The following is a 14,190-nucleotide window of genomic DNA, read 5'->3' as shown; positions in this document are numbered from 1 at the left end:
CAATTTGAGGTTGAAAGGCTACCCGTTGCTTTATCGAATATTAATATGAAATTTTAGTGTATCTAGAGTAGGTGCAAATATTTAAAAATATCGCAGGGAGCGGGATTAAATGAAGTTTATTGCCCATATACGCGAAAGTGATAATAAAATACAAACTGTTAAAGATCATTTGTTAGAAGTAAGAGATTTAGCTGAATCCTATGGGGAAAAGCTAGGTGTAAGACATTTAACTGGTCTTGCGGGTGTGCTTCATGATCTTGGAAAATGCACAAATGAATTTAGAAAATACATATTAGAAGCAGTAAATAATCCTGATGCACCGCCTAGAAGAGGAAGTGTTGACCATTCAACTGCAGGTGGGAAACTTCTCTATGAGATTTTTCATACAAGCGAGAAGTTAGATCCTCATAAAGGTCTCTTAGCAGAAGTGGTGGGAAATGCGATAATTTCTCATCACTCGTATCTTCAAGATTTTTTAAATCCAGATTTAGAATCAAATTACTTAAAAAGAGTTCGTGATAAAGAATTGCCTGAATTTGATAGGATAAAGCAATATTTTTTTAAATATGTTATGAATGAGAGAGATTTTCATAATTATGTTGACAAAGCAGCTGAAGAGTTAAAACAATTTTTAGCAAAAGAGTCATCAGGAAATTATGAAAAGCAACTAATGTTTTTAACCAAATTTGTATTTAGTGCTTTAATTGATGCTGATAGAACGAATACAAGATTATTTGAAGAAAATAAAACCAATGACCCTATAAACAATCATGAAGAGTTATTTGATATATACTACGAAAGGCTCATGAGAAAAATCAATTCATTTAGTAAACAAAAGGATGCCTGTACACCTATTAATCTTCTAAGAAAAGAAATGTCTGATCAGTGTGATAAATTTGCTGAGAGAGCATCAGGAATATATACGTTATCTATCCCAACTGGTGGAGGGAAAACATTAGCAAGTTTAAGATATGCTCTTAAACACGCGAAACTTTATAACAAAAAACACATCATTTTTGTAGTCCCCTATACAACTATTATTGAACAAAACGCAGAAGAAGTTAGAAAAATATTAAAAGATGATGCCAATATATTAGAGCATCATTCAAACGTTATTGAAGATATAGATGATGATGAAAATCAAGATGGCTTGATTAGTGTGCAACAAAAATTAAAATTAGCCAAAGATAATTGGGATTCACCAATTATTTTTACAACGATTGTACAATTTTTGAACGTTTTTTACGCAAATGGGAGTAGAAATATTAGGAGGCTACATAATTTAAGTCATTCAGTGATTATTTTTGATGAAGTGCAAAAAGTTCCTATTTCATGTGTATCTCTATTTAATCAGGCACTAAACTTTTTAAAAACTTATGGTTGCTCCAGCATCGTGCTTTGCACTGCAACTCAACCAGCATTAGACTTCGTTGAGCATAAATTAGAAATAAATACGGATGCGGAAATGGTCAAAAACCTAAATTATGTAATTAATGCATTTAAACGGGTGGAAATCATTGATAAAGCAACAAATGAAACATTTAATAATGAAAAACTATCCAATTTTATTGAGGCAAAAATAAGAGAAGTACAAAGTGTGTTAGTTATTTTAAATACGAAATCAGTTGTGAAAGATCTATATACTCAATTGAAAATGAAGAAGTTAAATTTACCAATTTATCATTTGAGTACATCAATGTGTGCTGCTCATCGTAATAAAATTTTAGGTGAAATAAAAGATCATCTGAAAGAGGGTAATAAAGTAATTTGTGTAAGCACCCAACTGATTGAAGCGGGGGTAGATGTTAGTTTCGATTGTGTGATTCGCTCATTAGCAGGATTAGATTCCATTGCACAAGCTGCAGGCAGATGCAATCGGCACGGTGAAAAGGACATACAAAATGTTTATGTTATAGACCATGAAGAAGAAAAGTTAAATCGTTTAAAAGAAATAGCTGTTGGAAAAGAAGTTGCGAAAAGAATTTTGATTGATATAAGCCGCGATCAGGCCAATCATGGTGGCAGCATCTTGTCTATGCAAGCGATGGAAAGATATTTTAAAGAGTATTATACGGAATTCAAGCAGAGTTTGAATTATTTTATACCGAAATTGAAAAAAGAAATGGTAGAGCTATTGATAGCCAATAGAAGAAAAAGCTCCTATAGCCAAGCATATTTTCAAAAAAATGGTGCGCTTCCTCCGTTATTTTTAGTAAGCAGCTATAAAACAGCGGCTGAACATTTCCGAGTGATTGACGACATGACTACTTCCGTAATTGTTCCGTATGGTGATGGTAAAGAAATTATCGCTGAATTCAATAGCAATAAAAGCATTTATGAATTTTCCCAGCTTTTGCGAAAGGCTCAGCAATATACGATCAACATCTTCGATTATGAGCGCGAACAATTAATCAAAAATGATGGGTTAGTGCGTTATTTAGACGGCAAAGTCCTAGCCTTAAAAGAAGGAGCATATGATAAGGAATTCGGCCTCAACCTTGAAAATGACAGCCATTTGGATGTAAGTATATTTTAAAAGATGCTTACTTAAGAGGGGTCTGGGGTCTTAAATAAAATAAAGTACAATCAAAAGGGTGCCAATTACTATTGGTGCACCCTCTTTCAAATAATATAATATATTTTTCAATCCACGCTTTTAAAAGCGACAATTTATTATACCATAATCAAGATTCAAATATTATATTTCATATACTATATTATTTAATTTGAATATTTTCTGAAAAAAGATTATTATTAAATTATTAAAAAATTCAAAAAGGAGGTGTCTGTATTGAGAAACGCTATTGAATTTGAAGTTTATGGTGATTACGCCTTATTCACGGATCCTTTGACAAAAATGGGAGGTGAAAAGCTGTCCTATCAAGTGCCAACCTACCAGGCGTTAAAAGGAATTGTCGAGTCGATTTATTGGAAGCCCACCATACTTTTTATCATTGATGAGGTTCGAGTGATGAATCCGATTCGAATGGAATCCAAAGGCATTCGGCCAATTGAATATGGTGGGGGAAATACACTGGCTCATTATACGTATTTAAAAGACGTAAGATATCAAGTGCGTGCACATTTTGTTTTTAATCCGCACCGTCCTGATCTTGCTTTTGATCGCAACGAACATAAGCATCACAACATACTAAAACGTTCACTGAAAGCTGGAGGACGAAGAGATATCTTTTTAGGCACTAGAGAATGCCAAGGGTATGTTGAACCGTGTGTATTTGGTGAAGGTGAAGGATTTTATGATGATTATGGCGATATTCATCTAGGTACCATGGTTCATGGGATTAATTATCCAGATGAAACCGGTAGAAACGAAATGGAAGTACGTCTATGGAATCCAGTTATGAAGAATGGCATTATTCAGTTTATTAGGCCAGATCAATGTACACATGTTCGAAAAATCAAAAAAATGGATCCGAAGCATTTCGATAAAACAAATATTGAATCTGCTGATGAAAACTGCTAAATCAATTAGGAGGGGGAGGTGAATAAATGAGCTGGTTATTAAATTTATATGAGACATATGAATCCAATTTAGATCGTGTAGGTGTAATGGAAAAAAAGCATAATGAACAAGAGTATACTTTGTTGCCGATTTCTCATACGACTCAAACCGCGCATATTGAAGTGAATATCACAGAAGACGGGCAATTCCATTCGGCAACAGTCATTAAAGAGGTGACTGTCATCCCTTGCACAGAAGATGCCGCGAACCGGACTAGTACGAAAATAGCTCCTTATCCGCTTCACGATAAATTAAGTTATGTAGCAGGCGATTTTGTTACATATGGTGGAAAAATAAAAAAAGAAGAACCTTTTAGCTATTATATTCAACAGTTGAAAGATTGGGCAGAATCACCCTATGCAACAAAAAAAGTAAAAAGTATTTATAACTATTTAAGCCAAAAGCGGCTAATTAAAGATTTAGTGGATGCAAACGTTTTGTACTTAGATCCTAATGGGCATTTAATCGATAAATGGGATAAAAAATACGAATCTTTGTATGGGAGCAAACCGCCTATCTTTTCAGTCATTAGCGCTGGAGTGGAGAGTGCTTTTGTTCGCTTTAATGTTTATTCACCTCGTACTATATTGACAAAGGTTTGGAACGATCCTGAAATGTATGATTCATTTATTTCCTACTACAAAGATCTGTTAAATAATAGCGATGAAGATTTATGTTATGTAACGGGAAAAAAGCTGCCACGCACTGACAAACACGCAAACAAAATTAGAAATGCTGGCGATAAAGCGAAACTAATTTCTGCCAATGATACGAGTGGTTTTACGTTCAGGGGACGTTTCCATGAAAGTAATGAAGTGGCCAGCATTAGTTATGATGTTTCCCAAAAGGCGCATAATGCATTGAAATGGCTGATTAACAGGCAGGGAAAAATCATTGACCAACGCGTGTTTCTTGTATGGGGAAATGATGAAATTAATCTTCCAGATCCGACAGAAGATACTTTTGCTATCCATCCCATGCCATTAGAAAAAAAAGAAAGAAAATCGTTTACGAATCAGGAATTTGCCAATGAAGTAGCCAAAGCTTTGGAGGGTTATAAAGCGAATCTGACAACAAAGTCTGAGGTGAATATTTTAATCCTTGATTCTGCTACCCCGGGGCGTCTTGCGGTGCTTTATTATCGAAATATGGATAGAAAACTGTATTTGGATAGACTGATTAAATGGCATTCGACTTGTGTGTGGCTCCATCGTTATCGAAAAGATGAACAAAAGAAAACGGTTCAATTTTACGGGGCTCCCGCGACTAAAGATATCGCGTTTGCTGCTTACGGGCCGACAGCAAATGATAAAGTGGTGAAAGGGCTGATGGAGCGCATCTTTCCTTGCATTGTCGATGATAAAAAAATTCCACTAGACATTATAAGAAGCGCTTTTTATCGCGCTTCAAATCCAGTGGCAATGGAAAACTGGGAATGGGAAAAAACGCTAAGTATTGCCTGCGCTTTAATTAATAAACAGGAGGGATTAAATGTGGCGCTAGATACAGAAAATAACGACCGCGATTATTTATTTGGCCGTTTATTAGCAATTGCGGATGTGTTGGAAAGACGCGCTTTAGATTCTGATGAAACGCGAGCTACTAACGCCATCAGATATATGAACGCTTTTTCTAAACACCCCGCAAGAACATGGAAGATCATTCAGGAAAGTATTCAACCTTATCAAATGAGGCTCGGGACAAGAGGGCTATATTTGTCCAAACTAATTGATGAAGTGGCTTCTAGAATTAAATTTGAAGATTTTAATAACAAACCGTTATCTGGTAAATACCTATTAGGTTTTTATAGCCAACGACATGCATTATATCAAAAATCAGAAAAAAATACTGAACCATCTAATGAAGTAGGAGGAATGTAATATGTCAATCTTAGATCATAAAATTGATTTTGCTGTTGTATTATCGGTTAAAAAAGCCAATCCGAATGGAGATCCATTGAATGGAAACCGTCCGAGACAAAATTATGACGGACATGGAGAGATTTCGGATGTGGCCATTAAACGGAAAATCAGAAATCGACTGCAGGATATGGGAGAGTCCATTTTTGTTCAATCGAATGATCGAAAAGTCGATGATTTTAAAAGTTTAAAAGAGCGTGCAGAAGCACACCCGGAATTAAAGAAAATTATGAGTTCTAAAAACGGCTCAAGTGAAGAGTTTGCGAAGATAGCTTGCCAGTTATGGATAGATGTCCGGGCCTTTGGTCAAGTTTTTGCCTTTAAAGGATCCGATTTATCTGTCGGTGTTCGTGGTCCTGTTTCAATCCATACGGCAACAAGTGTCGACCCTGTTGATATTGTCAGCATGCAGATTACAAAAAGTGTAAATTCTGTAACAAATGAAAAACGCAGCTCTGACACTATGGGAATGAAGCATCGTGTTGATTTTGGTGTGTATGTTTTTTACGGCAGTATGAATACGCAATTGGCAGAAAAAACAGGATTTACAAATGAAGATGCTCTAAAAATCCAACAAGCTCTTGTTACATTGTTTGAGAATGACGCATCTGCTGCGAGACCTGAAGGAAGCATGGAAGTGCACAAAGTTTATTGGTGGGAGCACAATTCAAAACTGGGACAATATTCTTCCGCTAAAGTTCATCGTTTATTAAAAATTGAAAAAAATGTGGAAGAACCAAAATCGATTGATGATTATACGATCACTTTAAATGAGCTAGATGGTTTAAAAGCTGTGGTCATCGATGGTAAATAATGAGGAAGAAATTTATTTAATGTTGTCCGGTATTCAGCATTTTCAATTTTGTAGACGCCAATGGGCTCTCATTCATATTGAACAGCAATGGGAAGAAAATGTAAGAACGATTGAAGGACAATATCTTCATCGAAAAGCTGACAAGCCATTTATTCGAGAGAAGCGTGGCAATAAACTGATTGTTCGAGCAATGCCTGTAAAGTCAAATGAACTGAAAATTACCGGTGTTTGTGATGTTGTTGAATTTGTTAAAGATAATAATGGTGTAGAAATAGTGGGTGCTGAAGGAAAATATGTTGCCTATCCTATAGAATATAAACGTGGAAAGCCGAAAATAAATGATTCAGATATATTGCAATTAACAGCACAAGTTATGTGTTTAGAGGAGATGTTACTTTGCAAAATAAACACAGGATATATGTTTTATAACGAGATAAAACGGAGAGTAGAAATACCTATAACATTAGAAAATAAAAATAAAGTAAGGTCAATTGTCTTAGAAATGCATGATCATTATAAGCGCAAGTATACGCCTAAAGTGAAAACTGGATCTTTTTGCAAAAACTGTTCCCTCCAAAATATTTGTTTGCCAAATTTAATGAATAAGCGGACTGTAAAAAGTTATATTGAAGGAAAGATAAAAGAATGAAAAAACTGCTTAACACATTATTTATCACTCAATCAGATGTTTATTTATCATTAGACGGCGATAATATTGTCCTTTTAAAAGAGAATGAGAAGATAGGTAGATTACCGCTTCATAATTTAGAATCAATCGTATCCTTTGGCTATACTGGTGCAAGTCCTGCATTAATGGGATATTGTGCAGAAAAAAATATTTCATTAGTTTTTTTAACTAAGAACGGTCGATTTCTGGCAAGAGTGATCGGAAAAAGCAAGGGTAACGTCATCCTTAGAAAGAAACAATATCGTGTGTCTGAAGATGAAGTTATGTCGGTAAAAATTGCACGTAACTTTATTATTGGAAAGATTTATAACAATAAATGGATAATAGAAAGAATGACTAGAGATTATCCATTACGAGTGGATGTAGCTCTTTTTAAAGAAATCTCTCAACATTTATCATCTATCATTCATGATGTGCGAGAGTGTGAAGATTTAGAAAGATTAAGAGGTTTGGAAGGACAAGCTGCTATAAGTTACAATAAACTGTTTAATCAGATGATATTACAGCAAAAAGAGGATTTTTATTTCCACTCGCGATCACGAAGACCGCCATTAGATAACGTGAATGCAATGCTTTCATTTGCTTATACGTTATTGGCAAATGATATGGCATCAGCGTTGGAGGGGGTTGGTCTCGATGCATATGTTGGTTTTTTGCATCGAGATCGACCAGGAAGAGCATCTTTAGCTTTAGATGTAATGGAAGAATTGCGGGGTGTTTACGCAGATAAGTTTGTCTTAACATTGATTAATAAAAAAATTGTTAACAAAGAGGATTTTATAAAAAAAGAAAATGGAGCTGTAATTATGACAGATGAAGCTAGAAAGAAATTCTTATCTGCATGGCAAAATAGAAAACAAGACAAGATAACACATCCATATTTAGGCGAGAAAATAACTTGGGGATTAGTTCCACATGCACAAGCTTTACTATTGGCCCGTCATTTACGTGATGATTTGGATGAGTATCCACCATTTTTATGGAAGTAGGTGTAAATTTTGTTAGTTTTAATAACTTATGATGTTAGTACTGTAAGCAGTGCAGGACAAAAAAGATTAAGGAAAGTGTCAAAAGTATGCCAAAATTATGGCCAACGAGTCCAAAATTCAGTTTTTGAATGTAACGTCGATGCAGCCCAATTTACAGCTTTAAAATTAGAACTTACCAATATTATTGATGAAAATAAAGATAGTCTCAGGTTCTATCAACTAGGAAACAATTATAAGTCTAGAGTAGAGCATATAGGTGTGAAAGCATCACTTGATTTAGAGGATCCTATAATTTTTTAGTGCGAATGTATAGTGAGCTTGAAATTCTTGATGCATTCGCACCTGATTTTTTTGAAATTATTGCCATATTTTATTTTTTTTTTGAAAAAAGTTCTTTATTTTTATAAAGAAAATGGTGGTTTTTTGTCAAAATTACATCAATTTAAGTAATTTTGAGGAAAAATCGCTGTCGCATCCTTTATGGATGCGTGGATTGAAATAGGAAGCGCAAAATAGAATCAAACAAATTTTAGGTCGCATCCTTTATGGATGCGTGGATTGAAATTGTAACGTGGTTTCGTGGTTGGCTGCTGATTACTCGTCGCATCCTTTATGGATGCGTGGATTGAAATTCAACTCCTTTTCTCATATTTTTGTGCTGTCTGTGTCGCATCCTTTATGGATGCGTGGATTGAAATAAGCGTAACTGAACCATCAACGCCGCCAGTTCCAGTCGCATCCTTTATGGATGCGTGGATTGAAATAAATCAGCCCATTTCAGCGATGGCTTGATATATTCGTCGCATCCTTTATGGATGCGTGGATTGAAATGAAAGAAGTGCAGGAATTTGACCGGCTTTGGAAAGTCGCATCCTTTATGGATGCGTGGATTGAAATAATCTTGTGCCATCTTCACGTTCGGGCCCATATCCGTCGCATCCTTTATGGATGCGTGGATTGAAATTCGGACTGTTGGCGACGTCATATGGGGTATCCCAGTCGCATCCTTTATGGATGCGTGGATTGAAATTGCGAATTTAGCGTTTTTGCCGAATAGTTCATCGTCGCATCCTTTATGGATGCGTGGATTGAAATAATGTTCTAGCTACGTTGTTCCAATTTTAAAAGATGTCGCATCCTTTATGGATGCGTGGATTGAAATGTCCATGTCGAGAATTGGCGATAAACTAACGACGTCGCATCCTTTATGGATGCGTGGATTGAAATATCGATTAAATGATAGTTTACGTCACCGTCACCGGTCGCATCCTTTATGGATGCGTGGATTGAAATATTCGTTGAATGCCCGCGATAAGACCCAACGGCAGTCGCATCCTTTATGGATGCGTGGATTGAAATCGTTCAATCCCGATCAGGTCTTTCCCGAATTCAAGTCGCATCCTTTATGGATGCGTGGATTGAAATTTCGATGAAATCTCTGATATCTTGATGTCGACGGTGTCGCATCCTTTATGGATGCGTGGATTGAAATTCCCCAAGTCCTACATAAAAGTAATCCTTGTATCCAACGTCGCATCCTTTATGGATGCGTGGATTGAAATATTCACCGGCCCTGCATCGATTTGCTGTATTTCCGTCGCATCCTTTATGGATGCGTGGATTGAAATATTGCGTCACCCAGCGTTTTCATCTCTTGCACACCGGTCGCATCCTTTATGGATGCGTGGATTGAAATATTAAAGCGTTGTATTAATCCGCTAAGCCACGTTGTCGCATCCTTTATGGATGCGTGGATTGAAATCGTCAACCGCAACGTCTATTCGTTGGACGATGTGGTCGCATCCTTTATGGATGCGTGGATTGAAATATTTTCGGGAAATTGCTAGATTTAGGAGCAAGTCGTCGCATCCTTTATGGATGCGTGGATTGAAATCCAAGCTGTTTTTCTAGTTTGGAAACAGTCAAAGGTCGCATCCTTTATGGATGCGTGGATTGAAATTCTGCGTTGTTTACAGGTGACTGGGACGCGCTTTGGTCGCATCCTTTATGGATGCGTGGATTGAAATGTATGTTTGAAAAAACATTTGAAACGAACGAACGGTCGCATCCTTTATGGATGCGTGGATTGAAATTATCGCTTGATGTATGTTGTACTGCCGACAGAACGTCGCATCCTTTATGGATGCGTGGATTGAAATTTTGGGATCAGATGGCGACAACAACAGGTTGGGCGGTCGCATCCTTTATGGATGCGTGGATTGAAATAACTGCCGTCTGTATGTTCGATTGATAACGTTTAGGTCGCATCCTTTATGGATGCGTGGATTGAAATGCCAGTTGAAGATCGTTTGTCTCGCCTTCACTCCGTCGCATCCTTTATGGATGCGTGGATTGAAATCACAATCGAAAGTAGATGAAATCGTGAAAAAACGCGTCGCATCCTTTATGGATGCGTGGATTGAAATGTTACCGTCGACGCTACAAATATTACAGTTACATGTCGCATCCTTTATGGATGCGTGGATTGAAATCACAATCGAAAGTAGATGAAATCGTGAAAAAACGTCGCATCCTTTATGGATGCGTGGATTGAAATCCGCCGTTTCCGGTCGGGCTTGGCTCGGTATTAGCGTCGCATCCTTTATGGATGCGTGGATTGAAATAATTTTTTGCACGGACTGTCCGAAATTTTGTACGCGTCGCATCCTTTATGGATGCGTGGATTGAAATCATCATTTTTGCGGTTTTTTCCGCCGGCTTTAACAGTCGCATCCTTTATGGATGCGTGGATTGAAATCACGGATGAATCAATGCAAAGAATGTGCAAGAAAGTGTCGCATCCTTTATGGATGCGTGGATTGAAATTTGTGCGTATTCGAGCGCTTTAGTAGTCAACATCGTCGCATCCTTTATGGATGCGTGGATTGAAATGTTTATTGTTCTTGCGTTTGTAGTATCCGATCGCGTCGCATCCTTTATGGATGCGTGGATTGAAATATAGTTAAAAAAGATGGAAAAATATTCGATATGGTCGCATCCTTTATGGATGCGTGGATTGAAATTGTAAAAGACGGCAAACGGTTCACCGGCGTATCTGGTCGCATCCTTTATGGATGCGTGGATTGAAATTATTGCTTGATGTATGTTGTACTGCCGACAGAAGTCGCATCCTTTATGGATGCGTGGATTGAAATACAGGTGCAGGCTTTACTCGAAAATGCATTGGAGTCGCATCCTTTATGGATGCGTGGATTGAAATCTTCGCGATTTATTGTTTGAGTTGACTGTAGATACGTCGCATCCTTTATGGATGCGTGGATTGAAATATTCGTCAATCCCTCCTATTGAAAATTGATCAGGTCGCATCCTTTATGGATGCGTGGATTGAAATGATGATATGCTGTCCGTTTCGTCCCCAACGTGCTGTCGCATCCTTTATGGATGCGTGGATTGAAATTAATATTGAATCTATTCAACCAACCCAGCAAGGGCGTCGCATCCTTTATGGATGCGTGGATTGAAATAAGCCTTACAGATGGTGTGCAAACGAGCCAACGATGTCGCATCCTTTATGGATGCGTGGATTGAAATATCTTGTTCACGTTTGGGCAGTTTGAGATATTCAGTCGCATCCTTTATGGATGCGTGGATTGAAATACCAAGCGATTGAGAAGTTTTTACCTGGCGTTTACGTCGCATCCTTTATGGATGCGTGGATTGAAATTGTAACGGCTGTATCGATTTTTTCTAAATCATTCGCGTCGCATCCTTTATGGATGCGTGGATTGAAATCCCATTATGACGGCCGATACGCAATATTCCATAAAGTCGCATCCTTTATGGATGCGTGGATTGAAATAAAACAAAGATCAGTATATTGAACATCTAAAAGAGTCGCATCCTTTATGGATGCGTGGATTGAAATTGAAACATTGTCAAACAGTTCGTTTGAGAGATTCAGGTCGCATCCTTTATGGATGCGTGGATTGAAATAACTTTTGCCCAGGATAGATGAGATTTGGATTTTGTCGCATCCTTTATGGATGCGTGGATTGAAATATCATTGTTACGGTATCTTAACAAGTACAAATAGGTCGCATCCTTTATGGATGCGTGGATTGAAATGCGAAAGTGTGACGGAACGTGTGCGGACTACACCGTCGCATCCTTTATGGATGCGTGGATTGAAATAACGCCTCTGCAATCCCATCCATGGTTAAGCGCTGTCGCATCCTTTATGGATGCGTGGATTGAAATTTGATGTTATAGATGAAGATGAATTTTGGGAAGAGTCGCATCCTTTATGGATGCGTGGATTGAAATAGCGTTAGAAACTAGAATGTCTAATGCTGAAACAGGTCGCATCCTTTATGGATGCGTGGATTGAAATCATGGTCATAAAAAGCCTTCAATTGCCCAGTTTTGTCGCATCCTTTATGGATGCGTGGATTGAAATGGAAATGCTGTCTAATCTCGGTTGCACAATGGCCGTCGCATCCTTTATGGATGCGTGGATTGAAATAAAATATCGATAGCTTTTTTGAGCGCTCCCGGAACGTCGCATCCTTTATGGATGCGTGGATTGAAATTTGTAAACGGTGAAGTTATATATAAGAAGGTCAGGTCGCATCCTTTATGGATGCGTGGATTGAAATCTGGTTATGCGAATGGGATTGGCGATTTCTTCAGTGTCGCATCCTTTATGGATGCGTGGATTGAAATACCAAACTCCCGATCGTGGGGACAGTCAGCTGTGGTCGCATCCTTTATGGATGCGTGGATTGAAATTTTATTGCGTTTGTATTTGTCGTAGTATTGATGACGTCGCATCCTTTATGGATGCGTGGATTGAAATCTCGTGGTTGAATATACTGAGTAAGTCCTCCTAAAGTCGCATCCTTTATGGATGCGTGGATTGAAATAACGGATCCGTATAGGCATGATCAGGATTGTGATGTCGCATCCTTTATGGATGCGTGGATTGAAATAAAAGAAGGCGCAAGAAGCGGAAGAAGTGAAAAACGTCGCATCCTTTATGGATGCGTGGATTGAAATCGGCATATCCACGAGTTACCGTTAAATCGTTTCCGTCGCATCCTTTATGGATGCGTGGATTGAAATCTGTTTTCGTGATACGTGCAAATAAACATCGGCGTCGCATCCTTTATGGATGCGTGGATTGAAATATACAGTATCAAGATCGATTAAACAAAACGGCTATGTCGCATCCTTTATGGATGCGTGGATTGAAATAATGTCATAACGAAGAACATAAAAGGCTGGACAAAGTCGCATCCTTTATGGATGCGTGGATTGAAATTTCTTGCTTTAACTTATTGAGTTCTTGCGCTGTCGTCGCATCCTTTATGGATGCGTGGATTGAAATAAATAATCCAGCTTAGCTGCAAGACGGTCTGTTTCGTCGCATCCTTTATGGATGCGTGGATTGAAATATCCTTTCCGACAAAAAATTCAGCAAATGCTCAGTCGCATCCTTTATGGATGCGTGGATTGAAATTTTTGTTTTGTATCAAGCCAATCGCCGAACTTATGTCGCATCCTTTATGGATGCGTGGATTGAAATTTTCACTACATCCAAATGCCACGGACGATACCCGACGTCGCATCCTTTATGGATGCGTGGATTGAAATTTTCACTACATCCAAATGCCACGGACGATACCCGACGTCGCATCCTTTATGGATGCGTGGATTGAAATCGATAACGGAAGAAAACATTAGTAAGATCTTTAAATGTCGCATCCTTTATGGATGCGTGGATTGAAATCAACAGCTTGGTGGGGCAAGCTGACTGCCGAAAGTCGCATCCTTTATGGATGCGTGGATTGAAATAAAAATGCGCAGGGCGAAACGCAACTGACAGTAAGTCGCATCCTTTATGGATGCGTGGATTGAAATATCTAGTATTAAATGAGACTAAGCCTTGGGTTGATGTCGCATCCTTTATGGATGCGTGGATTGAAATTAAACTTAGAAAGGACAATAAGACTGGGCATAAAGGTCGCATCCTTTATGGATGCGTGGATTGAAATTAAACTTAGAAAGGACAATAAGACTGGGCATAAAGGTCGCATCCTTTATGGATGCGTGGATTGAAATTTTTTTGTCTTTGAGGTATGCCTCGACGTCCTTGTCGCATCCTTTATGGATGCGTGGATTGAAATCGATATTGTCTCTGAAACTAAAAAGCAAGAAGCAGTCGCATCCTTTATGGATGCGTGGATTGAAATTGATATGCTACTGATTTTGTGCTCGGCTTATTGTAGTCGCATCCT

Annotated in this window: 6 protein-coding genes, 1 pseudogene and 1 CRISPR repeat array (1 of these 8 only partly in view); all 7 genes and pseudogenes read left to right on the top strand. The window is 38.0% G+C overall.

The window, feature by feature from the left end:
* Positions 1-109 precede the first annotated feature (109 nt).
* The 7 genes and pseudogenes from cas3 (at position 110) to cas2 (ending at position 8,233) form a co-directional block, all read left to right on the top strand.
* A complete protein-coding gene (gene cas3 / locus NSU19_RS17185; RefSeq protein WP_339197610.1) occupies positions 110-2,536 on the top strand; it encodes a CRISPR-associated helicase Cas3' in 2,427 nt (808 codons plus the stop codon).
* A 255-nt stretch (positions 2,537-2,791) separates the two neighbouring features.
* A pseudogene (gene cas5c / locus NSU19_RS17180) lies at positions 2,792-3,510 on the top strand (type I-C CRISPR-associated protein Cas5c).
* Positions 3,511-5,403, top strand: coding sequence for a type I-C CRISPR-associated protein Cas8c/Csd1 (gene cas8c, locus NSU19_RS17175; RefSeq protein WP_339197606.1), 1,893 nt, complete (start codon positions 3,511-3,513; stop codon positions 5,401-5,403).
* Position 5,404: 1 nt separating this feature from the next.
* Positions 5,405-6,256, top strand: coding sequence for a type I-C CRISPR-associated protein Cas7/Csd2 (cas7c, locus tag NSU19_RS17170; protein ID WP_094244424.1), 852 nt, complete (start codon positions 5,405-5,407; stop codon positions 6,254-6,256).
* Positions 6,246-6,905 carry a CRISPR-associated protein Cas4 gene (gene cas4, locus NSU19_RS17165; RefSeq protein WP_130158742.1) on the top strand — a complete coding sequence of 220 codons (660 nt, stop codon included), beginning with the start codon at positions 6,246-6,248 and terminating at the stop codon, positions 6,903-6,905. Before cas7c ends, cas4 begins: the two co-directional genes overlap by 11 nt.
* Positions 6,902-7,933 carry a type I-C CRISPR-associated endonuclease Cas1c gene (gene cas1c, locus NSU19_RS17160; RefSeq protein WP_094244426.1) on the top strand — a complete coding sequence of 344 codons (1,032 nt, stop codon included), beginning with the start codon at positions 6,902-6,904 and terminating at the stop codon, positions 7,931-7,933. Before cas4 ends, cas1c begins: the two co-directional genes overlap by 4 nt.
* Positions 7,934-7,942: 9 nt before the next feature.
* Positions 7,943-8,233, top strand: coding sequence for a CRISPR-associated endonuclease Cas2 (gene cas2 / locus NSU19_RS17155; protein WP_094244427.1), 291 nt, complete (start codon positions 7,943-7,945; stop codon positions 8,231-8,233).
* A gap of 168 nt (positions 8,234-8,401) precedes the next feature.
* A CRISPR array of direct repeats spans positions 8,402-14,190; the repeat unit is 32 nt; unit sequence GTCGCATCCTTTATGGATGCGTGGATTGAAAT; it runs 685 nt beyond the window's last position.

The organism is Aeribacillus sp. FSL k6-2211, assembly GCF_037966125.1.
Taxonomy (GTDB): domain Bacteria; phylum Bacillota; class Bacilli; order Bacillales; family Aeribacillaceae; genus Aeribacillus; species Aeribacillus composti.
This window is presented reverse-complemented; position numbering and strand designations above follow the sequence as displayed.

What these genes read in the sequence shown, in the direction of transcription:
- cas3 (WP_339197610.1), top strand. Translation starts at nt 110, where the DNA reads ATGAAGTTTATTGCCCATATACGCGAAAGTGATAATAAAATACAAACT.
- cas8c (WP_339197606.1), top strand. Translation starts at nt 3,511, where the DNA reads ATGAGCTGGTTATTAAATTTATATGAGACATATGAATCCAATTTAGAT.
- cas7c (WP_094244424.1), top strand. Translation starts at nt 5,405, where the DNA reads ATGTCAATCTTAGATCATAAAATTGATTTTGCTGTTGTATTATCGGTT.
- cas4 (WP_130158742.1), top strand. Translation starts at nt 6,246, where the DNA reads ATGGTAAATAATGAGGAAGAAATTTATTTAATGTTGTCCGGTATTCAG.
- cas1c (WP_094244426.1), top strand. Translation starts at nt 6,902, where the DNA reads ATGAAAAAACTGCTTAACACATTATTTATCACTCAATCAGATGTTTAT.